This is a genomic window from Arthrobacter sp. JUb119 (assembly GCF_024807995.1).
GTDB lineage: Bacteria > Actinomycetota > Actinomycetes > Actinomycetales > Micrococcaceae > Glutamicibacter.
In genome coordinates this window covers 98,259-122,963 of record NZ_JANUFE010000006.1, presented here as the reverse complement: position 1 = coordinate 122,963, position 24,705 = coordinate 98,259, and the positions used below count along the sequence as shown (strand labels likewise).

At 60.3% G+C, this 24,705-nt stretch carries 28 protein-coding genes and 1 other RNA gene; 13 read left to right on the top strand and 16 right to left on the bottom strand.

The window, feature by feature from the left end:
- Nucleotides 1–124: 124 nt before the first annotated feature.
- From M2368_RS15575 to M2368_RS15565, 3 genes are all read left to right on the top strand, one after another.
- The gene (locus M2368_RS15575) at nt 125–3,883 is read left to right on the top strand and encodes a multifunctional oxoglutarate decarboxylase/oxoglutarate dehydrogenase thiamine pyrophosphate-binding subunit/dihydrolipoyllysine-residue succinyltransferase subunit (protein WP_105658380.1); all 3,759 of its coding nucleotides are present in this window, start codon (nt 125–127) and stop codon (nt 3,881–3,883) included.
- 215 nt (nt 3,884–4,098) lie between these two features.
- Nucleotides 4,099–4,704, top strand: coding sequence for a GDSL-type esterase/lipase family protein (locus M2368_RS15570; protein ID WP_105658455.1), 606 nt, complete (start codon nt 4,099–4,101; stop codon nt 4,702–4,704).
- A 98-nt stretch (nt 4,705–4,802) separates the two neighbouring features.
- Nucleotides 4,803–4,877: a 50S ribosomal protein bL37 gene (locus M2368_RS15565; protein ID WP_369299107.1), complete on the top strand. Its 75-nt coding sequence runs from the start codon at nt 4,803–4,805 to the stop codon at nt 4,875–4,877.
- Nucleotides 4,878–4,949: 72 nt separating this feature from the next.
- Here M2368_RS15565 and rsrA read toward each other — a convergent pair whose 3' ends face one another.
- Nucleotides 4,950–5,210 carry a mycothiol system anti-sigma-R factor gene (gene rsrA, locus M2368_RS15560; RefSeq protein WP_105658379.1) on the bottom strand — a complete coding sequence of 87 codons (261 nt, stop codon included), beginning with the start codon at nt 5,208–5,210 and terminating at the stop codon, nt 4,950–4,952.
- 1 nt (nt 5,211) lies between these two features.
- Complete coding sequence (locus M2368_RS15555) at nt 5,212–5,865, bottom strand: sigma-70 family RNA polymerase sigma factor (protein WP_166650812.1); 654 nt, start codon at nt 5,863–5,865, stop codon at nt 5,212–5,214.
- Between the two features lie 295 nt (nt 5,866–6,160).
- On the opposite strand from M2368_RS15555, the gene aroA reads away from it, so the two are divergent.
- The 7 genes from aroA (at nt 6,161) to crcB (ending at nt 11,431) form a co-directional block, all read left to right on the top strand.
- Nucleotides 6,161–7,477: a 3-phosphoshikimate 1-carboxyvinyltransferase gene (gene aroA, locus M2368_RS15550; RefSeq protein WP_498724711.1), complete on the top strand. Its 1,317-nt coding sequence runs from the start codon at nt 6,161–6,163 to the stop codon at nt 7,475–7,477.
- Nucleotides 7,477–8,568 (top strand): ribosome small subunit-dependent GTPase A, encoded by a 1,092-nt coding sequence (gene rsgA / locus M2368_RS15545; protein WP_105658377.1) that lies wholly within the window; start codon nt 7,477–7,479, stop codon nt 8,566–8,568. The genes aroA and rsgA overlap by 1 nt, the downstream gene beginning before the upstream one ends.
- Nucleotides 8,569–8,582: 14 nt before the next feature.
- Entirely contained in the window at nt 8,583–9,389 is an 807-nt protein-coding gene (locus M2368_RS15540; RefSeq protein WP_105658376.1) for an inositol monophosphatase family protein, read from the top strand.
- 14 nt (nt 9,390–9,403) lie between these two features.
- A complete protein-coding gene (locus M2368_RS15535; protein ID WP_105658375.1) occupies nt 9,404–10,033 on the top strand; it encodes a metal-dependent transcriptional regulator in 630 nt (209 codons plus the stop codon).
- Between the two features lie 74 nt (nt 10,034–10,107).
- Entirely contained in the window at nt 10,108–10,593 is a 486-nt protein-coding gene (locus tag M2368_RS15530) for a universal stress protein (RefSeq protein WP_166650813.1), read from the top strand.
- The gene (locus M2368_RS15525; RefSeq protein ID WP_105658373.1) at nt 10,590–11,051 is read left to right on the top strand and encodes a CrcB family protein; all 462 of its coding nucleotides are present in this window, start codon (nt 10,590–10,592) and stop codon (nt 11,049–11,051) included. The genes M2368_RS15530 and M2368_RS15525 overlap by 4 nt, the downstream gene beginning before the upstream one ends.
- Entirely contained in the window at nt 11,051–11,431 is a 381-nt protein-coding gene (crcB, locus tag M2368_RS15520; protein WP_105658372.1) for a fluoride efflux transporter CrcB, read from the top strand. The genes M2368_RS15525 and crcB overlap by 1 nt, the downstream gene beginning before the upstream one ends.
- Nucleotides 11,432–11,478: 47 nt before the next feature.
- Here the strand turns inward: crcB and M2368_RS15515 are convergent, their stop codons facing one another.
- The 14 genes from M2368_RS15515 to M2368_RS15450 all read right to left on the bottom strand — a co-directional run bounded on the left by M2368_RS15515 (nt 11,479) and on the right by M2368_RS15450 (nt 23,499).
- The gene (locus M2368_RS15515; RefSeq protein ID WP_166650814.1) at nt 11,479–11,952 is read right to left on the bottom strand and encodes a DUF2568 domain-containing protein; all 474 of its coding nucleotides are present in this window, start codon (nt 11,950–11,952) and stop codon (nt 11,479–11,481) included.
- A 177-nt stretch (nt 11,953–12,129) separates the two neighbouring features.
- Nucleotides 12,130–12,498, bottom strand: a transfer-messenger RNA (tmRNA) gene (ssrA, locus tag M2368_RS15510).
- A gap of 113 nt (nt 12,499–12,611) precedes the next feature.
- Nucleotides 12,612–13,091, bottom strand: coding sequence for an SsrA-binding protein SmpB (gene smpB, locus M2368_RS15505; protein WP_105658370.1), 480 nt, complete (start codon nt 13,089–13,091; stop codon nt 12,612–12,614).
- A gap of 54 nt (nt 13,092–13,145) precedes the next feature.
- Nucleotides 13,146–14,609: a peptidoglycan DD-metalloendopeptidase family protein gene (locus tag M2368_RS15500; RefSeq protein ID WP_498724687.1), complete on the bottom strand. Its 1,464-nt coding sequence runs from the start codon at nt 14,607–14,609 to the stop codon at nt 13,146–13,148.
- A gap of 53 nt (nt 14,610–14,662) precedes the next feature.
- Complete coding sequence (ftsX, locus tag M2368_RS15495; RefSeq protein ID WP_105658368.1) at nt 14,663–15,577, bottom strand: permease-like cell division protein FtsX; 915 nt, start codon at nt 15,575–15,577, stop codon at nt 14,663–14,665.
- Entirely contained in the window at nt 15,574–16,371 is a 798-nt protein-coding gene (ftsE, locus tag M2368_RS15490; RefSeq protein WP_105658367.1) for a cell division ATP-binding protein FtsE, read from the bottom strand. Before ftsE ends, ftsX begins: the two co-directional genes overlap by 4 nt.
- A 280-nt stretch (nt 16,372–16,651) precedes the next feature.
- Nucleotides 16,652–17,767: a peptide chain release factor 2 gene (gene prfB / locus M2368_RS15485; RefSeq protein WP_105658366.1), complete on the bottom strand. Its 1,116-nt coding sequence runs from the start codon at nt 17,765–17,767 to the stop codon at nt 16,652–16,654.
- A 391-nt stretch (nt 17,768–18,158) separates the two neighbouring features.
- Nucleotides 18,159–18,614: a hypothetical protein gene (locus M2368_RS15480; RefSeq protein WP_133834484.1), complete on the bottom strand. Its 456-nt coding sequence runs from the start codon at nt 18,612–18,614 to the stop codon at nt 18,159–18,161.
- Nucleotides 18,607–19,053, bottom strand: coding sequence for a hypothetical protein (locus M2368_RS15475; RefSeq protein ID WP_105658364.1), 447 nt, complete (start codon nt 19,051–19,053; stop codon nt 18,607–18,609). The genes M2368_RS15480 and M2368_RS15475 overlap by 8 nt, the downstream gene beginning before the upstream one ends.
- Nucleotides 19,046–19,465, bottom strand: coding sequence for a TadE family protein (locus M2368_RS15470; RefSeq protein WP_402697262.1), 420 nt, complete (start codon nt 19,463–19,465; stop codon nt 19,046–19,048). Before M2368_RS15470 ends, M2368_RS15475 begins: the two co-directional genes overlap by 8 nt.
- 141 nt (nt 19,466–19,606) lie before the next feature.
- A complete protein-coding gene (locus M2368_RS15465; RefSeq protein WP_498724685.1) occupies nt 19,607–21,031 on the bottom strand; it encodes a recombinase family protein in 1,425 nt (474 codons plus the stop codon).
- Between the two features lie 90 nt (nt 21,032–21,121).
- Nucleotides 21,122–21,523 carry an ImmA/IrrE family metallo-endopeptidase gene (locus tag M2368_RS15460; RefSeq protein WP_498724684.1) on the bottom strand — a complete coding sequence of 134 codons (402 nt, stop codon included), beginning with the start codon at nt 21,521–21,523 and terminating at the stop codon, nt 21,122–21,124.
- Nucleotides 21,524–21,598: 75 nt separating this feature from the next.
- Complete coding sequence (locus M2368_RS15455) at nt 21,599–22,831, bottom strand: hypothetical protein (RefSeq protein WP_498724683.1); 1,233 nt, start codon at nt 22,829–22,831, stop codon at nt 21,599–21,601.
- Nucleotides 22,832–22,875: 44 nt separating this feature from the next.
- Nucleotides 22,876–23,499: a hypothetical protein gene (locus M2368_RS15450; RefSeq protein WP_498724682.1), complete on the bottom strand. Its 624-nt coding sequence runs from the start codon at nt 23,497–23,499 to the stop codon at nt 22,876–22,878.
- 248 nt (nt 23,500–23,747) lie between these two features.
- Between M2368_RS15450 and M2368_RS15445 the strand changes: the two genes are divergently transcribed.
- From M2368_RS15445 to M2368_RS15435, 3 genes are read left to right on the top strand one after another with little or no spacing between them, the layout of a single operon-like run.
- Complete coding sequence (locus M2368_RS15445) at nt 23,748–24,011, top strand: helix-turn-helix domain-containing protein (RefSeq protein WP_498724681.1); 264 nt, start codon at nt 23,748–23,750, stop codon at nt 24,009–24,011.
- Nucleotides 24,008–24,385, top strand: coding sequence for a hypothetical protein (locus tag M2368_RS15440; RefSeq protein ID WP_498724680.1), 378 nt, complete (start codon nt 24,008–24,010; stop codon nt 24,383–24,385). The genes M2368_RS15445 and M2368_RS15440 overlap by 4 nt, the downstream gene beginning before the upstream one ends.
- Complete coding sequence (locus M2368_RS15435) at nt 24,382–24,705, top strand: hypothetical protein (protein ID WP_498724679.1); 324 nt, start codon at nt 24,382–24,384, stop codon at nt 24,703–24,705. Before M2368_RS15440 ends, M2368_RS15435 begins: the two co-directional genes overlap by 4 nt.

Sequence of the window (24,705 nt, the reverse complement as noted above, 5' to 3'; positions counted from 1 at the left end):
GGAAAAGTCACTAGACTGGTGCGCAGGTCTAGAAATCTTGTGGGCCGCAGTGGTCGTATCACGTCCTCGAAAGACCACCGGCTCAAGCTAGAACAACGTAGAAATCAGGGAAGAGGCGTTGCACGTGCCAGAGCAAGCACACCACCGACTTACTGAAGAGTTTGGTGGAAACGAGTGGCTAGTAGACGAGCTGTTCGAACAGTATCTCGTCGACAAGAACTCGGTAGATAAGAAATGGTGGGATATTTTCGAATCTCTCGCCGCCGAAAAGAAGGCACCAGCAGCACCGGCAGCGCAGCCGGCGCCAGCAGCGGCAGCACCTGCCGCAGCATCTGCAGCCAACGGGCAGGGCGCGCCACGCGCCGCAGCCCAGGCCCGTGCCTCCGAACCAGCACCGGCTGCCAAGGCAGCACCAGCTCCGGCCGCTGAAGCCAAGAAGGCCGAGCCAGCACCGAAGACTGCGCCGATCCCGGCACAGGCTCCGAAGGCTACGCCGTCCACCGAACTTTTCGGTGAGGAAAAGCGCACCCCGCTGCGTGGACCAATGAAGGCCATCGCAACCAACATGGATGCCTCCCTCACCGTGCCTACGGCCACCACCGTGCGTGCCGTACCGGCGAAGGTGATGATCGACAACCGCATTGTCATCAACAACCACCTCAAGCGCGCTCGCGGCGGCAAGATCTCCTTCACCCACCTGATCGGCTTCGCCGTGATCCGTGCGCTGAAGCAGATCCCGTCGATGAACGTCACCTACGACGTGATCGACAAGAAGCCAACTGCGATCCAGCCAGCCCACGTGAACTTCGGCATCGCGATCGACATGCCGAAGCCGGATGGCACCCGCATGCTGGCCGTGCCGAACATCAAGGCTGCCGAGACCCTGAGCTTCAACGAGTTCTGGGCCACCTACGAAGACCTGATCAAGCGCGCCCGCGGCAACAAGCTGACCGCTGACGACTACGCAGGCACCACCGTTTCGCTGACCAACCCAGGCGGCATCGGCACCGTTCACTCGGTTCCACGCCTGTCCAAGGGCCAGGCCGCGATCATCGGCGTTGGCGCACTGGAATACCCGGCAGAGTACCGCGGCTCCTCGGAGAAGACCGTGGCCGCCCTGGGTATCGGCAAGCACATCACCCTGACCTCCACCTACGACCACCGCGTCATCCAGGGTGCAGGTTCGGGCGAATTCCTGAAGCTGGTCGAGTCGCTGCTGCTGGGCGAGCAGGGTTTCTACGACGAGATCTTCGAGCAGCTGCGCATCCCTTACGAGCCGGTTCGCTGGGCCGTTGACAACCAGGTCGACATCGACCTGCAGGTCAACAAGGTTGCCCGCATCCAGCACCTGATCAACTCCTACCGCGTGCGCGGCCACCTGATGGCCGATACCAACCCGCTGGAGTACGTCCAGCGCAAGCACCCGGACCTGGACATCAATTCCTACGGCCTGACCCTGTGGGATTTGGACCGCGAATGGCTGGCCGGCGGCCTGGGCGGCAAGGACCGCGGCCTGCTGCGCGACATCCTCGGCGTGCTGCGCGATGCCTACTGCCGCACCATCGGCACCGAGTACATGCACCTGCAGAACCCCGAAGAGCGCGAATGGTTCCAGGCCAAGCTGGAGTCCGGCTACGCCAAGCCAAGCCGCGAAGAGCAGCTGCGCATCCTGTCGAAGCTGAACTCCGCCGAGGCTTTCGAGACCTTCCTGCAGACCAAGTTCGTTGGCCAGAAGCGCTTCTCGCTGGAAGGCGGCGAATCGCTGATTCCACTGCTGGATGCGATCATCTCCGACGCAGCCGACGAGCAGCTGGACGAGGTCGCGATCGGCATGGCCCACCGCGGCCGCCTGAACGTGCTGACCAACATCGCCGGCAAGACCTACGCACAGGTCTTCCGCGAATTCGAAGGCACCGCAACCCCGGGCTCGGTCCAGGGTTCGGGCGATGTGAAGTACCACCTGGGCACCGAGGGTTCGTACACCTCGGATGCGGGCAACCAGACCAAGATCTACCTGGCTGCCAACCCATCGCACCTGGAAGCAGTCGATCCAGTGCTCGAGGGCATCACCCGCGCCAAGCTGGACCGCCTGAACCAGAAGAACACCGTGCTGCCGATCCTGGTCCACGGCGATGCGGCATTCGCCGGCCAGGGCGTGGTCTCCGAGGTACTGGCCATGAGCCAGCTGCCCGGCTACAAGACCGGCGGCACCGTCCACGTGATCGTGAACAACCAGATCGGCTTCACCACCGCGCCGAGCTCCTCGCGCTCCTCGGTGTACGCAACCGACGTTGCACGCACCGTGCAGGCTCCGATCTTCCACGTCAACGGGGATGACCCGGAGGCAGTGGTGCACGTGGGCCAGCTGGCCTTCGAGTACCGCCAGAAGTTCGGCAAGGACGTCGTCATCGACCTGGTGTGCTACCGCCGCCGCGGCCACAACGAGGGCGATGACCCTTCGATGACCCAGCCGATCATGTACAACCTGATCGAAGCCAAGCGCTCGACCCGCAAGCTGTACACCGAGGCCCTGGTGGGCCGCGGCGACATCACGCAGGAAGAAGCCGAGAACGTGCTGGCCGAGTACAAGGAGAATCTGGAGCGCATCTTCGCCGAGACGCATGCGGCCCAGACTTCGCCGATCCCGATCATCACCCCGGGCTCGACCATCAACGACCTGGAGAAGCCATTCGCCCAGGCTGCCGACGAGAACACCGTCGACGGCGCACGCGGCTCGGCCATCACCGCCCAGACGCTGGCGAAGATTGGTGCCGCCCACCTGGATATCCCGGCCGGCTTCACCATGCACACCAAGCTGAAGTCGCTGCTCGAGCGCCGCGAGAAGATGTCCCGCGAAGGCGGCATCGACTGGGGCTTCGCAGAACTGGCAGCCCTGGGCACCTTGACCATGGAAGGCGTGCCGGTCCGCCTGGCAGGCCAGGACTCGCGCCGCGGCACCTTCGTGCAGCGCCACGCAGTCTTCCACGACCGCGAGAACGACACCGAGTGGTACCCGCTGCACCACCTGGCCGAAGACCAGGCACCGCTGTGGATCTACGACTCCCTGCTCTCCGAATACGCCGCGCTCGGCTTCGAGTACGGCTACTCGGTAGAACGCCCGGATGCACTGGTCATGTGGGAAGCGCAGTTCGGCGACTTCGTCAATGGCGCGCAGACCGTGATCGACGAGTTCATCTCCTCCGCAGAGCAGAAGTGGTCGCAGTCCTCCTCGCTGGTCATGCTGCTGCCGCACGGCTACGAAGGCCAGGGCCCGGATCACTCCTCGGCCCGCATCGAGCGCTTCTTGCAGCTGTGCGCCGAGAACAACATGGTCGTTGCCCAGCCTTCCACCGGTGCAAACCACTTCCACCTGCTGCGCCGCCAGGCCTACGCCCGTCCGCGCAAGCCGCTGATCGTCTTCACCCCGAAGCAGCTGCTTCGCCTGAAGGCCGCGGCCAGCTCGGTAGAGGACTTCACCACCGGAGGCTTCCGCGAGGTCATCGGCGATGCGTCGATCACCGATGCGAACGCCGTGGACAAGGTGCTGCTGTGCTCGGGCCGCGTCTACTACGATCTGCTGGCCGCTCGCACCAAGGCGAACGACACCAAGACCGCGCTGGTACGCGTCGAGCAGCTCTACCCGGCTCCGGCCGAGCAGATCGCTGCCGAACTGGCCAAGTACCCGAACGCCGAGGTGGCTTGGGTCCAGGACGAGCCTGCGAACCAGGGTCCATGGCCGTTCTTCGGCTTGTACGTTGCACCGGCACTGGAGCAGAAGATCACCTTGATCTCCCGCCCGGCATCGGCTGCGACCTCCGCTGGCAATGCAAAGCGCCACGACGCAGAAAACGCAGTGCTGATCCAGCAGGCCTTCGCCCGCTAGACCGCATCGCCTGAACGCTGCTGGCCAACTGTTGCCGGCGAACTATCCGGGGGTTCCACCTCGGAGGTTCGCCGGCAACAGCGCTTTAACCCCGGCGCTGGTTTTTCGCAGGGAATTGTGGGGTTTAACCAATGACCGCCTCCCCCGATGCCAGCGTTCCGACTGCTAAGGTGGGGAGCGATTCATCATTTTTGAGCCAACGAAAGGTCGCCCAGTTGGAGTTACGCACAATCCGAATTACCGCAATCGGAGATGAGCTACTGGCCGGACATGGCGACCCGCGGGGCCTGGGCTGGTTCGGCCGCGTCGTGGCCCGCACCCAGGATCCGGCCCTGCGCCTGCAGTCCTTCGTCTTGGCTTCCCCGGCCGAGGGATCCGAAGCGCTGGCCGAACGCTGGCTGGGGGAAGCTTCCCGCCGATTCAGCGACCAATACGAAAACCGCCTGGTCATCGCGCTCTCGGACCGCGACGTCGATCTGGATGTCACCACCGCGCGCAGCCGGCTGAACCTGGCCAACATCCTGGATTCGGCCTCGCAGATGAACATCAAGGCCTTGCTGGTCGGCCCGGCCCCGGGCCTGGATGATGCGCGCAACCAGCGCGTGGCAGAACTGAACCGCGTCTACTCGGATGTGGCGCTGCGCCGCAACCACCACTACGTCGATACCTTCACGCCCCTGCGTTCCCATGCCCAGTGGCGTGCCGATCTGAACGCTTCCGGCGGGGTGCCCGGCCAGGCAGGCTACGGGCTGATGGCCTGGCTGGTGCTGCACCGCGGCTGGTATTCCTGGCTGGAGTTGCCTGAGCCAGGCGAGGGCTAGGGACCGCCGGTCCGTTAGGAAAATGGGCCGGAAGTGTGAAAGACTATGAGCCGGCCCGAATTTTCGGGAAGCAATATTGTTCCCTCTAAGGAGTCACCATGTCGAAGCGCGCTCGTAAGCGTCGCGATCGCAAGCGTGGCGGTGCCAACCACGGCAAGCGCCCAAACAGCTAAGCGAAGCGAACAAAAAAGAACCCCGTACCCTTCGAGATCAACTCGGAAGATACGGGGTTTCTCTTTGCCGTGCTAGTGGCCTGATTCCACGCGGATCTGCGAGATCCGCGCGATGATGCTGGCCTTCAAGGTCTGCGGGGCATGCTCCTGGCAGCTGCGGCGCACCACCGAGCGGATGATGCACTCCAGATCGTACTGCTCGGTGCATTCCGGGCAGCCATCCAGATGGGACTTGACCTCCTTGAGGTCATCGAGCGTCAGCGCTCCGTCGAGGTACTCGTAGATGCGGACGATGCGGTCATCGGCGCAATCACCCATTGAATTGCAATCCATCTTATTTCGCTCCTCGGTCAGCCTTGGCGGCACTCTTGCTCTGGGTGCCGGTGGCGATCCCACGATCTGCTGCGTAATCGGCCAGCAGTTCCCTCAAGTTCTTGCGTCCGCGATGCAACCGGGACATCACGGTGCCGATCGGCACGCCCAGGATCTCGCTGGCTTCCTTGTAGCTGAAGCCCTCGACATCCACGAAGTAGACGGCCATGCGGAAATCCTCGCCGATCGACTGCAGCGCGGCTTTCACATCCGAATCCGGAAGGTGGTCCAGCGCCTCGGCCTCGGCCGAGCGCAAGCCGGTCGGCGAATGCTCCATGGCCTGGGCCATCTGCCAATCCTCGACCGTATCGGTGGAAGTGCGCAGCGGCTCGCGTTGGCGCTTGCGGTACAAATTGATGTACGTGTTGGTCAGGATGCGGTACAGCCAGGCCTTCAGGTTGGTGCCCGGCTTGTACTGGTGGAAGGCGGAATAGGCCTTGGTGTAGGCCTCCTGCACCAAATCCTCGGCATCCGACGGGTTGCGCGCCATGCGCAGGGCAGCCGAATAGAGCTGGTCCACGTACTGCATCGCGTCACGCTCGAAGCGTTCGCGGCGCTGCTGCTCGGACTCGGAGGCCACATCGGGCAAATTCTCGTCCACACTCTTGTTGTTCATCACTGCCGAGTCTACGCGTTCGAACGGCTTTATGCGCGTGCCAGCGCGGGCCCGGGCCGGCCGCGGTTGCTCGGCGACGGCGCAAGCGGTGCCGCCGGCGTTTGAAGTGTCCTGTCGTATCGTCACAGTAGGTATAACCAGCGGAGCTAAAGCCTTATTCCCGCACCGATCTCGGCTAGAATTAGGCAGTGGGCGCACAGTACTTGCGGTACTGCCAGCGGCCCCGAATTGAAGCCTCGAGCCTAAGGATCTACCAATCAGCACTGCAAGCGCCCCCGGGAGCCCCCTCGATCAGCTGCACGACGCAGAAAAGAACTGGTGGGCAGCGCCCTATGCCGCCGCCGGACTGGATGCAACCGTCCCGGTGCCAGCTTCGAAGTCGCTGACCAACCGGTATCTGATCCTTGCGGCCCTGGCCTCCTCGCCATCCACGATCCACAACACGCTGATCAGCCGCGACACCGAGCTGATGCTCAGCGCCCTGGCCGGATTCGGGGTCGGGATCAAGCGCACCGAGCAGGCCGACGGCTCCACCACCGTGGACATCACCCCGGGCCAGCTGGCCGCCGGACCGCTGGCGATCGACTGCGGCTTGGCGGGCACGGTGATGCGCTTCGTTCCCCCATTGGCTGCCGTCGCCGGCGCCAAGGTGGCCTTCGACGGCGACGCCGCGGCCCGCGTGCGGCCCATGGCCCCGGTACTGGACGCGCTGGCAGCCTTGGGCGCCCGCATCGACTACGCCGGGAGCACCGGCATGCTGCCCTTCACCATTGATGCCAGCGAGCTGAAGCAGGATGCCGAAGTGGTCATCGACGCGTCGGGCAGCTCCCAGTTCATCTCCGCGCTGCTGCTGGTTGGCCAGGCCCTGCCCGGCGGGCTGAAGCTGCGCGCGGCGCCGGGGCCTATCGCTTCCCCGGACCACATCGCGATGACCGTCCAGACCCTGCGCGATTTGGGCGTAGAGGTAAGCGTCGATGCCGGCGCGCGCGGCTGGAGCATCGCCCCGGGCCAGCTGGCGGGCTTCACCGTCACCGTGGAACCGGACCTGTCCAACGCCGGACCGTTCCTGGCGGCCGCGCTGGCGAGCCATGGCACCGTGAGCGTGCCCTTCTGGCCTGCCAGGACCACCCAGGTCGGCGGCAAGTGGGGAGAAATACTGGCCGCGATGGGAGCGGAAGTCAGCCACGGCGGCGACGGCGTGCTCACCGTGCGCGGAACCGGAGTCATCCGCGGCATCGACTACGCCGATGCCTCCGAGCTGGCCCCTACCCTGGCAGCACTGTGCGTGCTGGCCGATTCGCCGAGCAAGCTGACCGGCATCGGGCACCTGCGCGGCCATGAAACCGATCGGCTGGCCGCGCTGGAAACCGAATTGTCCAAGGTGGGCGCCAGAATCACCGCCACCGCGGACGCGCTGGAAATCGTTCCCGGAGCCCTGCAGGCAGCGGATATCGATTCCTACGAGGACCATCGCATGGCGACCGCCGGTGCCCTGCTGGGCCTGGCCATCGACGGGGTGCGCGTGGAAAACATCGCCACCACCGCCAAGACCATGCCGGATTTCCCGCAGCTATGGTCCCGCATGGCGGCTACCGCAAAGGGCCAGGGCTAATGCGCTACTCCGACTACGACGAATCCTCGGTCCGCGTCCGCCCCAACAAGAAGGGCAGCCGTCCGCGCACCAAGGACCGCCCGGCCTACGAACAGGCGGTCATCGGCCGCATCATCACCGTGGACCGGGGCCGCTACACCGCAATCCTGGATGAGGACACCGCCACGGAGCGCATCGTCATCGCCGCCCGGGCCCGCGAGCTGCGCCGCCAGGCGATCGTGCCCGGGGACCTGGTGGGACTGGTGGGCGACACCTCCGGAAAGCCCGATACCCTGGCCCGGCTGATCCGCATCGAAGAGCGCACCACGCTGCTGCGCCGCAGCGCCGACGACACCGACGCCACCGAGCGCGTGGTCGTCGCCAATGTCGACAAGCTGGTCATCGTCGTGGCCGCCGCCAATCCCGAGCCGCGCACCGGCTTCGTGGACCGCGCGCTGGTCGCCGCCTTCGACGCCGGCATCCAGCCGGTGCTGTGCGTGACCAAGGCGGATGTGAAGGATCCGGCCGACTTCCTCAAGCACTACGAGGGACTGGAGTTCCCCGTGGTCATCTCCCGCACCACCACTGCCGACGCCTCCGGCGTGGACGCGCGCGGCGCCGACGGTTCCAGCGCCCGGCTGGATGCCGGCGCGCTGGCCGAACTCGAAGAGATCCTCTCCGGCTGCGTCTCGGTAGTGCTGGGCCACTCCGGAGTAGGCAAGTCCACCCTGGTCAACGCCCTGACCGGTTCGACCCGCGCCACCGGGCACGTCAACGCGGTCACCGGCCGCGGACGCCATACCTCGTCCAACGCCCTGGCACTGCGCCTGGGCGACACCCCTGGATCCTGGCTGATCGACACCCCCGGCATCCGTTCTTTCGGGCTGGGACTGGTAGACCGGGACAATATCCTGGCCGCCTTCGAGGACCTGGCAGAAATCGCCACCGGCTGCCCGCGCGGTTGCACCCATGCCGCCGGCGAGGCGGGCTGCGCGCTGGAAGCCTGGGCCGAAAATGCCGAAGGCACCCAGGCCGCTGACCGGTTGGCCTCCTACCGCCGGCTGGTCACCACCGAGGAAACCACGCACGAAAAGGAGCTCGGCGCGCTCTAGGCGCCCGCAACACCATGGCTGAATACACCCTGCAGCAAGATCTCGACTTCGCCCTGGCTCTGGCCGGGAAGGTCGACGCCTTCACCCTGGCCCGCTACGGCGCCAACGACCTGGTGGTCGAATCCAAGCCGGACATGACCCCGGTCTCCGACGCCGACCGCGGCGCCGAGCAGCTGATCCTGGCCGAGCTGGCCGCCCACCGCCCCGATGATTCGGTGCTCGGCGAAGAATTCGGCGTGCACGGAACCGGCTCCCGGCGCTGGGTCATCGACCCGATCGACGGCACCAAGAACTTCGTGCGCCGCGTACCCGTCTGGGCCACGCTGATCGCGCTGGAGATCGACGGCGAACCGGTGCTGGGAGTCATCTCCGCCCCGGCCATGACCCGCCGCTGGCATGCCGCGAGCGGCCTGGGCGCGTACGTCACCGAACCGGGTGCCACCGCCGGTACCACCGCCACCCGCCAGATCAAGGTCTCCTCGGTGAGCGAGCTGTCTGACTCCTCGCTGGCCTACGCCTCGCTGAACGGCTGGAAGGAGGCCGGCAAGCTCGAGGGCTTCCTGGAACTGCTGGATACCGCGTGGCGCACCCGCGGCTACGGGGATTTCCTGTCCTACGCGCTGCTGGCCGAAGGCGCGGTCGATGCGGCCTTCGAACCCGAACTGGAGCTCTACGACATGGCCGCCCTGGTGCCGGTGGTACGCGAAGCCGGGGGCCGCTTCACCTCGGTGGCCGGAGAAGAGGGCTGCCATGGCGGCAACGCCCTGGCCACCAACGGCAAGCTGCACGAGGCGATCCTTCCCTACCTGAACCGCAGCTAGGCAGCGCGAGGACGATGGCAACTGCACGACGCGGGCCGGCCGGGCTGACCACCAGCGAAGAGGACTACCTCAAGGCGGTGTACCTGCTCACCGAATGGGAAGACACCGAAGTGGGCACCGGCGCGCTGGCCGACCAGCTGGGCTTGTCCCCTGCCTCGGCCACCGCCATGGTGCAGAAGCTCGCAGCCAAGCACCTGGTCCATCACGTGCCGCGCGGGGCCATTACGCTCAGCGGCACCGGCCGGCGCGAGGCCTTGCGCATGGTGCGCCGCCACCGCCTGCTGGAAACATTCCTGCGTGATGAGCTGGGCTACGGCTGGGATGAGGTGCATGACGAGGCCGAGGCCCTGGAGCACACCGTCACCGACCGCTTCATCAACGCCCTGGAAGCCCGGCTGGGCCACCCGCGCCACGATCCGCATGGCGACGCGATTCCCAGCGCGGAAGGGGAACTGCCGGTCTCCGGGGCCATCCGGCTTGACCGCTTCTCCGGTGCCCGGGCCGTCATCGACCGGATCAGCGATGAAGATCCCCAGTTCCTGCGTCGTGCCGCCGCCCAGGGGCTGGTTCCCGGGGCGGTCATCGAGCTGCCGCATCAGCTGGATTTCATTGAGGCTTCGCTGATCTGGGTGCGCAAAGCCTAGCTGATTGCCGGCTGTGCAAGAATTAAAAGCAGCGACGCGCTGCACGGTGCGCCCCACTGCCAAAGGGAGGGCCATTGGAGACACGACCGATCATCCTGGGCATCCCGGATCGCCTCGATCCCCACGTTCTGGACGCAGCCGCAGACCTCGCAGGCGCGCTCGGAGCGCGGTTGCTTTGCGTCCACGTGGATCCCACCCGCTATCCGCTCGAAGAGCTTCCCGATGGCACCATCCGCAGCGCACCGCTGGATCCCGAATCCGGGGACGAAGCAATTGAGCGCTTCCCGGCACGGCTTCTGCAGCAGCTCGAAGCCCAGCTCGGCGGATCGGGACTGGAATGGCAGGCGCATGCCGCGGCCGGTGGCCCCGGTCAGCAGCTGTCGCATCTTGCCCTGCAGCATGATGCGGCGCTGATTGTGCTCGGGGTTCGGGAGCGTTCCATGGCCAACACTATTGGGGAACTGCTCAACGGTTCGGTAGCGGTGCATCTGACCCATCGACAGCGCCATCCGGTGCTCCTCGTCCCGCCACGCCGCGCAGAACAGATTCGCAATTCATGACCCGTCCGCCAACACCCATGGCCCAGCGCCCCGCGCAGGGTTCCTTCCTCAACCCGCGTTTCCTGCTGCTGGTATTCCTTGGCGGCGCTGCCGGTACTGCCTGCCGGCAAGGCCTGGGCCTGCTGCTGCCAGATCCCGGCGGTTTCCCGATCGCGATTTTCCTAGCCAACATGCTGGGGGCGTTCCTGCTCGGCCTGCTGCTCGAGGCGCTTTCGCATCCCGGCCTCGACGAGGGCAAGCGTCACCGGCTGCGGCTGCTGCTGGGCACCGGTTTCCTGGGCGGCTTCACGACCTACAGCGCGCTGGCCACCGGCAGCATGCAGATGTTCGCATCCGGCGCAGCGCTCCATGCCCTGGGTTACGCACTGTTCACGGTGTTCTTCGGTGCATTGGCAACCTGGTGCGGAATCGCCGCCGGTGCTAGGCGCATGGCCCGGAAATCGGGAGGGCTTCACTAGTGCTCTCCCCCGGCTTATTTCTTATCGTTGCGCTCTGCGGCGGCCTTGGCGCCTGCCTGCGTTTCGTGGTCGATGCCCTGATCAAGCGGTGGCTTCCGGCCCCGCTGCCCTGGGGCACGATCCTGGTCAATCTCTCCGGCTCCTTCGCGCTGGGTGCGCTGACCGGGCTGATGGCCCAGCAGTTGTTGTCGGCGCAATGGCTTGCGGCCATAGGTTCAGGATTGCTCGGCGGCTACACGACGTTTTCGGCGGCCAGTTTCGAAACTGTCCGGCTGCTCCAGGCCGGCCGCCTCGCAGCCAGCCTGGCCAATGCATTGGGGACCCTCGCTGGAGCGGTGCTCGCGGCATTGCTCGGCTACCACGTCGCTGGGCTCTTCTAGCCGCAAACGAAAAATGCCAAGCCTTTCGGCTTGGCATTCCATCAGTTCTAGCGTGCTGCCCGGCGTCCCTTGGGAGCACCCGCTCGTGCCCGGCTCGGAACTTGCTTCGGTGGCTGCTTGGTTCGATCGTGCGGGACCACGTATCCGCCGGTGGCGATGACCAGAATGGCGCTGATGCCGGTCAACGCAAGCATTCCGATGGCCCAAATCTGCGATTGATCGTAGAAGGAATGGTCGACGCTCAGCCACAGCACGTAGGCTCCGATGAGGTAAATGATATGGACCAGGAGCAGACGGGTTCGCAGCCTCAACTTGATGACGGCTTTCGGCGAGAAGAAAATCGACCAGAGGATCAGCAGCGGGACAACTACTACAAGGATTGCTGGAATTGTCGGCCATGGGATGAAAGCGATAGCGGCTAGTGCCGCGGCGAAAAGCAATCCTACTTCCAAGAGGAAGGCAACTGCCGCATAGCTTGCTGAAAGGAAAGGCGATACCCGCTGGGAACTGTTTTTACCCATCGACTTCAATCTCACTCCGTTTCTGCACACGCTGTCGTTTCGAAAGCCTTGGACTTTCATTTCAAGTCTATGTGTAAATTCTCCATCCCGCGAACAGGCTCGCGATGTGACTGCGGACTCCGAAACAAACAAAAAGCTCCGGAGCCAGACCTATGGGCCTGGCTCCGGAGCTGGATATTGTGGAGATGGGGAGAATTGAACTCCCGTCCGATGTGGTGTTGCCAGGTCTTCTCCGGGCGCAGTTTGCTGCGGATTTTCTCTGCCCCAACCATCACGCAAACATGTGGTTGATCCGGGCACAGTTGCCTAAATGTGTATCCAGAAGCGGCAACATCCGCTGGATACATTGGCTATCTAAATGACGTTAGGAACAGGGGCGATAGCGTCCCCTGGCTAACGGACCGTCTGGCTGCTTAGGCAGCGAGAGCGAAGTCAGTGCGCTTTGATTCGGCACTTATTGGTTTGCAAAGGGCGTTTACGAGATAACTTTGCGTCCTCGGCCCGCTTCATCTGTCGCGACTCACACCGTCGAAACCGATCATCCCCGTATTTTGTTGTCAGTCCCGGTCTCCCGGGTACAACCACACCCTAGGGCGTGTCTACCAATCATAGCGCACTGCCCGGGTTTCCCCCAATGCGAAATGCGCCACAAGCTAGCCTTATGCGTTTCCGCGGTTGCGTTCGCGCATGGCACGCAACGCCTCGCGATTATCCTGCTTTTCCCTCAGGGTCTGGCGCTTGTCGTATTCGCGCTTACCGCGGGCAACGCCGATCTCCAGCTTCGCCCGACCGGATTTGAAGTACAAGCTCAGCGGGACGACGGTCAGGCCGGCTTCACTGATTTTGCGTTCGATCTTGAGCAGTTCCTGGCGGTGCAGCAAGAGCTTGCGGCGACGACGGGCCGCGTGATTGGTCCACGATCCATTGAGGTACTCGGGGATGTAGACGTTCTCGATGTACAGCTCGCCACGGTAGAACTGGCCGAAACCGTCAACCAGCGAGGCCTTGCCTTCGCGAAGCGACTTCACCTCAGTACCCGTGAGCACCATGCCAGCTTCGAAGGTGTCGAGTATTTCGAAATCGTGGCGCGCCTTGCGGTTGCTCGCGATTACTCGATCTTCTTGATTCTTCTTAGCCACGTTACTCCTTGCATGTCGCGGGCGGATTCCCGCGCACAGATTACAAGTCTAGCGCTAGAGAAGTCCCAAGGGGTTCACATGTGAACCATTGATGATCGTTTCGAAGTGCAGATGGCAGCCGGTCGAATTGCCGGTGGTGCCAACGTAGCCTATAACCTGGCCCTGCTTCACATGCTGGCCGACGCTTACCGCGATGCGGGACATGTGGTGATAGTTGGTGGCCAGGGCCTTGCCCTTGATGACGCCGTGAGAAACGGTGACCTTGTTACCCGAGGATCCGCCCCAACCGGCCATCCACACTTCACCGGAGGCAGCAGCCGTGATTGGCGAGCCGCACTGGCCGCCGAATCCCCAGTCAATGCCTGCGTGGACATAGCCGCCACGGCCGCCATAGTCGATTGTTCCAGCTGGAGTCGGGCGCCACCCGAAGGTCGAGGTCAATCGGTTACTGGAAGTGGGCTTAACCAAACCCCAGCTGCTTGGCTCGGCATATGTCGGTGCCTTTGGCTCGGATTTGGGTGCTACATAGGCCTTCTTCTTGTAGGCCTTTTTCTCTGCGCGAGCTTCTGCTGCCTTGCGCTCCTGCTCAGCTTCGTAGGCCGCCTTTTCCTCGGCGATGCGCTTTCGCTCGGCTTCTGCTTCGCGGCGCGCTTTTTCTTCTGCCTTGCGCTTGCGTTCGGCAGCTTCCCTGATCAAGCGCTCCTGGCGTTCCTTGATCTGCTGGTTGACCGCGGCGTATTCCTTCTGCTGCGATTGCAGTTTCGCCTGGATACGCGGCTTCTGCGCTTCAAGTTCAGCACTGAGTTCTTCGGTGCTGGCAACCAGCGCATCCAGTTCGTTCTTGGCGTTCTGCGCAGCATCTCGCGCCGCCTGCTCCTGCGCCAAGGCTTCCTCAGCCTGGGCTTTCAGGGAGGAAATTTCCTTTTCAACAGCAACCAGGCGAAGCTTGTTGCTTTCATTGCTGGCTTGTTCCTGGGCCAGGTCATTGTATGCGGCATTCTGGGATTCCATGGCGCGGTTGGCCATGTCCAGGCCATCGGCCATCTTGGTCGCCGAATCCATGTTGAGGATCATGTCCAGCCCGCCAGAAACGCCGCCGCGCTTATAAGCCTCAGAAGCGATCTGCGCCATCGCATCTTGAGCGTCGGAAAGCTTAGCCGCGTTTTCCTCGATCTGCTTAGCCACTTCATCACGAGTCGCTTGCGCGCTGATTAAGCGGTTGTTGAGATCGGAAAGGGTGGCCTGTGCATTGGCTACGCGGCTTTGCGCGTCAGCCAATGCCTGCTGGGCTACAGGAACCTGTGCTTGCTGGTCACGCAATTTCCTGTCGGTTTCTTGAATGTCGGCATCCAAGAATTCCATGTCGTTCTCGAGGGTATCGATGTTCTTTTCGACTTGAGCTTTCTTGTCGTCCAGCTCATCGGCGGCTACCAACCCTGCGGGCAGCGTGAGCGCGAGAGCCATTGCTCCACCGATGGAGGCGCGTAAGAATTTACGTCGCACTGCGTTCGACAGCATAAAGCTCCTTTTAGAAATTGCGTACTTCAGTTCAAGCCTAGATAACGTTTCAGCTAAACCTTCAGGTAACGCTTCAACGTTACCACTGATGAAATTGTGGCCAAAACGATACCAATAATCAAGAGTATCGGAGCAACTAGCCATATTTCGCTGGTGGAGATGAACGCTACACCGACGTTTTCATTGGCCAACTTATCCTCGACGAGGAACTTCAGCAGCAACCACAAGGTGCCAGAAGCCAGCAATCCACCAATCAGCGACGCGATGACTCCTTCGATAATGAACGGCAGCTGAATCGTTGCTTTCGATGCACCAACCAGTCGCATGATCGTTGTTTCGAGTCGCCGGTGCATGGCTGAGAGCTGGATAGTCGTACCGGTCAGCAGCACCGCGCAAACAATCATCACGATTGCAACGACAGCAGCGGCGGCGGATGCCACGCGCACCAACTGGAAGACCTTTTCAAGCAGTTCCCGTTGGTCAATGACCGAGTCAACGCCTTGTACCGTGGAGAACGCTTCGTTGATCACCGGATACTTCTCCGGATCTACCAGTGCGACGCGGAATGATTCGGGCAGCTGCTCAGCAGTGACCTGGTCAACCAATGCCGAGTTCTCGTATTGGTCGAGGAAGTTTTCGTATGCCTGGTCCTTCGACTCGTAGGCGAATTCCTTGATATACGGCGCAAGCTGCTCTGATTTGAGCATCTCTTCAATGCTCTGGCGCTGCTCTTCGGAAACCGCGCTACCAGCGCAGTTGGGCGAAGTGCTCGTGTCATCACAGAGGTACACCGCAACTTCCATGCGGTCGTACCAGTAGCCCTTCATCTGGTTGATCTGGAGCTGCAGTAATACCGAGGCACCGACGAAGGTCAACGATACGAAAGTCACCAGCACCACAGAGACGACCATGACGACATTCTGCCGCAGGCCCTTCGCCGCTTCGCGGAGAATAAATCCTAGTCTCACTGGTCCTCGTCTTTCTTGTCCTCAGCAACCTGTGACTCTTCGTCGTACTCCACGGCGGAATCGCCGACGAGCAGTTCGCGCGAACCGTCCTGGTTCACCACGGTGGTCATCGGGGCGTACTGTCCATCAATTTCATCGCGGATGACCTGCCCGCGACTCAGTTCAATAACGCGGTGGCGGTATTCGCTCACCAGTTCATGTGCGTGCGTAGCCATCAGGACAGTCGTACCGTTCTGGTTAATGCGGTTGAGCACGTTCATGACTTCGATGCTGTTCTTGCGGTCGAGGTTACCCGTAGGCTCATCGGCAAGCAGGATCGAGGGCCTGTTCACAATGGCGCGGGCAATGCCGACGCGTTGCTGCTCGCCACCGGAAAGTTCAGTTGGCTTGCGACGCGCCTTATCTTCAAGGCCGACCATTTTAAGTGCATCTGGCACACGCTCGCGGATCTGGGCCCGTGAAGCTCCAATGACCTCCATGGCGAACGCGACGTTGTCGAAGACCGTGCGCTCGCGCAGCAGGCGGAAGTCCTGGAAAACGAAACCGATGTCACGGCGCAGCTTAGGCACACGGCGGCTCGGAATGCGGTTGAGGTTCTGTCCCGCCACGTAGACGGATCCGTCGGTGGAGCGCTTTTCGCGCAGCACCAAGCTGAGGAAGGTCGACTTACCCGAACCGGATTCGCCAACCAAGAAGGCGAACTCGCCACGGTCTATCTCGATGTTTATATCGTCCAAAGCTGCATTCTGCTGCTTTGGCTCGTAAACCATCGAGACGTTTTCGAATTTAATCATGTCTTCAATCGCTAGTCTTCGTCGGGGCGCGACCCACGAATACCAATCTCGAGATCAAACGTCTTTTGGTGCGCCAGTCTTCCAAACACTATCGGTGCCAGGTAGCTAACCAGCCGAAATATAAGGTGTGTTGCGAGATTCATGCCGTACATACAGCTAACGCAGAATGCCCAGCTTAGGCATGACTAGCTGGAATTAGCGAAACGGAGTTCGTAACGGTGATGATACTTACACCCTCTGTGGCAAAAGCGTTTAGACCAGCTGGAATTCGCGATTTCGCTTACTTACTAGGGCGACGCTGTCCTGCACGCCAGCGGATGCCTGCATCAATGAAATCGTCAATTTCACCATCAAGTACTGCCTGGGTATTGCCGACTTCATGTTCGGTACGCAGGTCCTTGACCATTTGGTACGGATTAAGCACATAGGATCGCATCTGATCGCCCCAAGATGCCTTCACATCTCCGGCGAATTCCTTCTTCTGGGCGTCTTCTTGTTCCTTCTTCAGAAGCAGCAACCGCGATTGCAGAACTCGAAGTGCGGCAGCACGGTTCTGGATCTGCGACTTTTCGTTCTGCATCGAGACGACAACTCCGGTAGGAATATGCGTCATGCGTACTGCAGAGTCGGTGGTGTTAACGCTCTGTCCGCCAGGGCCAGAGGAACGGAAGACGTCCACGCGGATTTCAGATTCAGGGATTTCGATGGTGTCAGTCTGCTCAATCAGCGGCACGACCTCCACTGCGGCAAACGACGTCTGGCGACGTCCCTGATTATCGAATGGTGAAATACGAACCAGACGGTGCGTGCCGGCTTCTACCGAGAGTGTGCCGAAGGCATACGGTGCGTCGATTTCGAAGGTTGCCGATTTAAGGCCGGCCTCCTCGGCATACGAGGTATCCATAACGGTGGCCTTGTAACCACGGCGTTCAGCCCAGCGCAGGTACATGCGCAAAAGCATCTCTGCGAAATCGGCGGCATCAACGCCGCCGGCACCGGAGCGAATCGTGACAACCGCTCCGCGAGCATCGAATTCACCGTTGAGAAGGGTAACAATTTCGAGTTCGGCAAGGGACTTCTGGACGCTGACGAGCTCTCTATCCGCTTCGTGCAACGTATCATCGTCGTCTTCAAGTTCAGCAAGCTCAACCAAGACTTCCAAATCGTCGATGCGGGTCTTCAGCCGGGTCAGCCGTTCCAGCTCAGACTGGCGATGCGATAGCTTGCTGGTAACGATCTGCGCGGCGGCCGGATCATCCCAGAGGTTCGGAACGCCAGCTTCCTCCGAGAGGACTGCGATGTCAGCTTTGATCTGCTCGACATCGCTCACGTCTTCAATTGCGGAGAATGTAGAACGCAGTGAGCGGATTTCAGCGGAGAAGTCAGTTTTTGCCATGGTCCTCTAAGACTACGTCATTTAGCCATTGATCAATGAGTCCGGTGCTATCGCCGAAAAGAAGTTCCAATCAAGGTTTTCACTGAAAATCGCGCTGTGGAACCCCTAGCCAACTTGCAAGGCTTGCATCCACGGGTCGATCGGGAATCCGGCCAGTCAGTTCTCGAACAGTATTTCTGAACTGGGATTTGGAGGTGGGGTCCGCAAGCTTCCAAAGAAGCCCGAACTACCGCAAAAATGATGGATCCGGTTGCGCTGGATCCATCCTTCTTGGATTCCGCTCCTGGGGCATACAGCAGCGTTGCTCGCTGACACGTTCTTTCTCTTGCTTCCCCGTACTTGTGCATTTCCCGCTTCCCTGGAACATCCATGCTGCTCTGCGCGGAGGTGTTCACCTGCTCAGTACAGTTCTTGCTGATGAATCTACAGATATTGGTACTCCGTCTGGAACGATCCACCCCACTATCGGCGGTTGCACCGAGCCCTGCAGCACGAGATTCGCGCCTTGCCCATCAGGCGTGATCTGCACCCGGCCAATGCGTAAATTGTCGACGCGGCCGGCCGCACCCACATCCGAAAGGTACTGTTGCACGGCTTGTTGCACGCGCTGCTGGTCCAACTGAATCCTCGGGTCGCCATTGTCCGCAACAAATTCGAATTCATCCACGGCAGCCACGACCGCCCCGTCGGCAATTGACAACAGCTGACGCGCTTTGAGGTTGACTGCGCTGACTGCTAGCACCACTGAAATTGTCAGCAAAGTGATGGCGCACAAGCCGATTGCCAGCACTAAGGATTGTCCATCCTCGTCCCGTGGATTCAGGGCAGCGCGTTTTGTCCTAGCCAAAGCGATCAGTCCTTTGCGAGGCTGAAGAATCCACGGTGAAAGCAGATACCTCTGCCCAGTCGGAAACGAAAGGAAGGGGAACATCCAACGCTACCGTCACAGTGACGACACTGCCCGGACTCAAGCATTCCTTGTCGCAACTAATCGATGTGCGAGCGTCGGCATATCCAAAGTTGTTCATGGTTCTTCGTACGACTGCGTGCGCATCTGACCTTGCCTGGGCGGGGTTATCGGCGGCGGCGAAAACCTTCGCTGCATGATCAGCAGCTCCAACCACGGCATAGCTACCGCCTTGCAGCTGTCCGACGGCCAGAATCAGGTACACCATGGGAATCAGCAAGACAGTTGAAGCAAAAATAAACTCCACTATCGCGCTGCCGCGATCTTCGGCCCGGATTCTCTTGTGCATCGCGGCAGCGAGATACTTGGCTCTACCCATAACGCACAGCTTCTCCCTGAACCTGCAAATCCCACCCGTTGGGCAAGAACCCGATTAAGGGCACCCTCGTGTTAACCGATACGGTTACCAACTGGCTATCACCAACGCGGGTTGTGCTCACAGCAATGTCACGGGCAAATCCGCCATGCAAGCTTTCGGTGATCAACATCCGAGTTCTGCTTCGAGCGTCGGATACTGACCGATTGGCCAAAGCACCGTAATGGGCGCCGTTCGATGCTGCGTCAATCAGGGTGTTGCGCACATGCAGTACCAACGCGAGTTGGATGAGCGTCATTGCGATGACCACAAGCAACGTTGTGACCATGACAAATTCGGCTACAGCAGACCCGTTCTCGCAATCTACAAGTTCCGCAGATTCCGAATTTCCAGGAGACCCCGCATTCGACCACATGCGCGGTCATCCCAATCCGGAAACTCGATCGATCGCTTGGTTGAACAGGTCCTGCAGCCTAGGCCCTGCAATGGCCAGCAAGGCGGCAACCAGCAACGCGGACATGAGTATGACTAGTATCTGATTGCTCCTAGAGTCTGACTAGGAAGTACTCCCCCAGCGAGGGACGATCTGCACCTGACCACGAGGCCGACCAGGCTTCACCACAATCTTCGCCACCACCCTCGCCAACAGCTCACGCTTCACCTCCGCCGGCATCTCACCCCACTGCTCCATCAGATCAGGAGGCAACTTCACGGGCTCAACCCGGGACTCGACGCGAACCGCCATCAGCTGATCCTCCAGAGACTTCTTCTCGCCAACCCACTGATCACGCATCCGCTCGTACACCTCCTGCGGCACTGTCCCATCCACCAGCTTCTCGGTCAGTGCCTCCAACCTGGACTCCACCTTGATCAGCGCTCGCCGGAGTCCGGGTGTGGGGTCGTGGGGCTTAGGTGCTTTGTGGTCCTGGGTGGCCTCATTGATTTCCTCGGCTAGGTCGGACAACCAGGGAAGTAGAGTGGCTTCGATGGTGCTGTTCATGACGTAGCCGCCGGGGTGGAGTTTCCATTGGGCGGCCCCGCTGCAACGGTATTTGAGGGTGTGGTCTGAGCCAAAGAGGCCGGCGTACATTCCATGGCCGCAGAGCTCGCAGAAGATCAGGCCGGTGTATGGGTATTTGCCTTTGGTGCGGGAGCGGGTGACCCTACGGCTCTTGCGGCGCACCTGGAATTGTTCCCATGTCTCTTCGCTGATCAACGGTTCGTGGATCCCTTGGCGGACTTCTCCTTTGGAGATGAAGCGGCCTGAGGCGAAGGGGTTGTCCATGACGCGGCGTACGGTGTTTGCTGACCAGATGCCGGGCTTCGGCCCTGTGTAGCCTTCCCCGGGCTTGGTGGGTCCTGCGTTGAGGTAGTCGGTAATGTCGTAGAAGGAGGCCCCGGCGACGTATTTGCGGTAACACTCCTGAAGGATCGGGCCTTCGATGGGGTCCGGGGTGAAACCGGTCTTCTTGTCGTACTGGTAGCCGAAGCGTTTCTTGCCAGTGGCCGGCAGGCCCTGCTCGATGCGGCGCCGGTGCGCTTCCTTCCAGGTGTCGCCGATGCGTTCGGATTCGAAGGCTGCGAATTCTGCGAGCATGCCGCGGGCGAAGCGTCCGGTGGACGTGCTGACGTCGACTTGCTCAGTCGCGGATTCGATGCGGCCGCCGGCGGCTTCAACCTTGTCGATGGCCACAGCCCAGTCGAGGCGTGCGCGTGAGAGGCGTGACCATTTCCAGAGGATGATGACGTCGGCTTCCTGGTCTTCGATCATCTTCATGACGCGCAGCACTGCCGGGCGTTTCCATGTTCGGCCGCTGATACCGTGATCGGACTCGACTGCGACTACGTCGTAGCCTGCCTGCGTGGCGTAGCGGCGGCCTGCGTCCTCTTGCAGCTCAAGGCTGATGGATTCCTCCTTGGCCACGGATTGGCGCAGGTAGAGGATAGCTCGGGGTCGTGGCTGAGTCTTCTTTGGATTCATCGGTATCACTCCTGTGCTTCGGAGATGCTTCTACTTTGTGCGTTGACACGAATTTTTGGGCGCGACTAATTTCGGGATGGGGATAAGTGGTTAGGCGATATGTTCGCCTGGCGGCCAGAGCGTCTGGATCTGGTCGCCGTCCAGCGTGGCCAGCCGATCCAGGATGACTTGTTCGGTGACGCCGATTTCCTCGGCCATTTCGACCGGGCAGCGTGACCAGCCTGCAACTTCCTGCAGGCTCTCGAAGCTGACAAGAAAGCGCGCTGCCTCTAGGCATACTTGCCGTTCGATGGCTGGAGGCTGGCAGCCGTTGTGGCCGTGCTGGATATGGATTGCTTCGTGCGCCAGGAAGCACTTCCGCTCCACTGCCGTGAGTTTTGGGTCGATCCAAATGCGCCGGCCGTCTGTGGCCGCGACTATGTCCGGGTACGGACGATTCCAAATAATCATGACGTGCGCGAGTGAGCGCAGCATGCCCCATACGTTCTGCATGATTAGAACATATGTTCTAACAAGTAGTGAGACCAAAAGTTACCACTTGGCACGAAGAACTGTCGTAGAGGACTGCTAGGGGGTTGTTGTTTTGGCAGCCTGCGATTGGGCTTTGGCTAGAGCGTCAATCAGAGATGTCAAATCTGACATGGTAACACCCGAACCTTCATCGGATTTTTCCTTAGTCCCATCTGGTTCCGCTCCGAATACTCTTCGGGCAAATTCAAGTCTCAATTGATCTTTGGATGCATCGCCCGCTACTTGTTCGGTGAATGGTGCGAATGTGCGCAACTGGACCTGCACTGCGTTGCTCCATACGGATAACCGACGATGGTAGGACGCGAGGCGAAGCAGATAGGTGCCCACGCTGGAGCCACCAACTAGCACGGATAGCTTCCAAGTTAGATCCGGCCAGCTAAATCCCCGAGTAAATGCCATGGTTGAAAATTCGAAGGTGTAGAACACAGCAAATATTGCCAAGGCTATAACGGTTCCGATGCCGAACTTGAATAACTTCTTAGAGGCGTTGTCGTGATCCGTTGAGAACGCCCCAAAATGCTCAATAAGTTCACTCGAAGATTTCTCCTCATTGAGTTCATTTAGCTGAGTTCGAGCGGCCTCAAAAGACTCGGCTGCCTTCACGGCAGCGCTCGCCTTGTCATCGATTACAGAAAGTAGATCCTCAAGGGTCTTGGTCTTTCGTGCGTTTTCCTGCTCTAACCGTTGAACTGACTCGACTAAATGAGAAGATTTCGCTAGCTCGGATTTCAGGGATTTTCGCATTGCCTGAACTTCGGAGAGGTTTTCGCGGCTAGAGCCGTTTAGGAGTTCAAGTTCTTCAGCATCCAGCTCCTTGATCACGCGGAGTCGCAACAGCCTGATTTCCGTAAGAAGTTCGGTAAGCTCTCGCTCGTTCGGATTGGTTCCCATAACCGAAAAAGTGCGACGAGCAGAATCGAGCGCCGCAACGAAATCGTTTTCTACCCACTCAACCAGGTCATGGAAGTGATCGAAAGTTAGAGCGCTGTCCAAACGGATTGGACTGTAGGCACCTGCAAAGGTGTTTTCAAGGTGGGAAAAATCAGTAGCCTCAAGTACGCCTACAATATCAAGCGCCGCACGTGCGCTCGAGAGAGTAATTTCAATGCCCTCAACCACAATGCGACTGATATCGTGGCGAACACGGGCCATGGCCGCAGTTCCCGATGATTGATTACCCCACCGAGAAAAATCATCACGGATGCTCTTGAGCGCCAATGTGAATTGGTGAAATGCTGCCTGCGTAGAATTCGGAAGTTCGCCCGCCACGTTAATCGGTCCTATCTCGCGTTAGTCTCAGCGATACATTGAGTTTATTCATCCGAAGAATCCTGGGACTCTTCTCCGCGCTGACCGTTGAGGCGTTCGAATTTCTCATATTCAGTTTCAGATTTCGGGTGCGCTGCTAAGGATTCAATAGGTGGCGCCGGGTACTTCTCAGCTTCGACGCCATGGAGTTCCGTAATGCCATACTCCGGCTCGGTCTTCTGTCCAGGGCGAGCGTCACCCGTGGGCGCCACCGCTCGCAGTGCTGAAGTTTCGCTTGCTTGAGATTGGCTTCGTTGTCCATCAGTGCCACTTTCCGCGTCATGCATCGCGGCTACCAGAGACAAAACTAATCGCTGGTCCCGGACGCTTAGATCCGTTGAATAGCGAAGCGAATTTTCCAAAGATGCATCCTGGGCGTCCATCTGGACCCCCATACTGGCAACGGCCGCATAAGCAACCGCCTGCTCTGTGACACCAAGCACTGAAGCTAGGACTTGAATCTGACTGGCTTTGATTGCAACCACAGGTTCAATCTTCAGCCGAGAAAAATTCGAGTGCTTCATCGAGTAGCCGTTTCGCTCAGCCACCCTCTCCATGTCGCGGGTTGACCAACCTTCACGGTCTTGCGCTGCCTGGATGAGGCGGCCGAGTGGGTGTAATTCGTTCACAGCCATAGTCTTTCCGGATCGCATGGACACGCGCAAACAGTGCGGACACTTCTTGTAAGCATGTCGTGGACACTAAGAACTCTAGCTACAAATTGCAAAGAATGCCTGAATCCACGCGGTTCTAGGTAAATCCGTAAAAAAAGAGTGGACACTAAGGGGTGGTTAATGTAATGATTATCTGGACACTTGGAAGAAAGGCTAGTACAGTGAAGGTCGTAAAGTTCCCGATCCAGTTAGGAGATATCTGGATGAAACTCAAGGACAGGAAGAAGCTCCTGACCATCATGGAGATTCAGGAGGTGTCTCGTCGCGAACTCGCCAGCATCGCGGGGTGGAAGTCCCACAGCTACATGAACCGACTCTGCAATGGTGAGGTTGACACTTTGCAGCCAGAGCCAGCGTTGCGAATTGCGAAATTCCTTGGCGTGGCCGTAGACGATCTTTTTTTGACCAAAGTGGAAGAAAAGAGTGGCCAACTGGAAAATAAGTCAGGAAAGGTACGTGCGGCATGAAAAAGAATCTTTCAGTCCTAGCGGTTTCCGTCCTGGCGCTCGCCGGTTGCGCACCAGCCCAGGCAGACGCGAGCCGGGTTGCCAGCACGGCCGCTGTCGAACATCGCCCGGTCGGCAACACCTCGAACAGCATCACCGAGGTACGCAAAGCATTGGAGCGTGGCGACTTGCGAGCCCAGGTTCACGCGAATTTGGATTCGCTGTTGTCCAGCTCCGAGGCGTACGCGACGTCCTTCGAGTTCGAGCGTGATCTGTTCGTCTGCGAGCAGCTACACCCGGTTCCGGCCGACCACGAGACTGATCACCCGGAGTCAAGGCCACTCGCCAATTGCGTGCGGCTCACCTTCGGGGCGCACCAGGCAGGTCAGTCTTGAGTCGGTACAGCGACAACTGCGACCGGGCCAGCGAGAGCTACCGTGCTGCCCGGAACGATGCCATTGAAGCTAACGAGCTTGTCGGCTCTGCCGCGGTGGATATCGCTGAGCAGGTGTTGAAGACCGGTTCCGCCGACACTGCGGTCCTTGACGTCTACGAGAAAGCCAAGGAACTGGCCGGCCAGAAGTCCAAGGCGGCCCGTGAAGCTTGGGAAGTCTACGACCGGGCATACCGTGTCTGGACCGGCCAGGAAAAGGAAATGCCCTCAGCAGGTGCAACTGCTGAGGGCGATGAAACCAAACATTCAAACGGTAAGTAA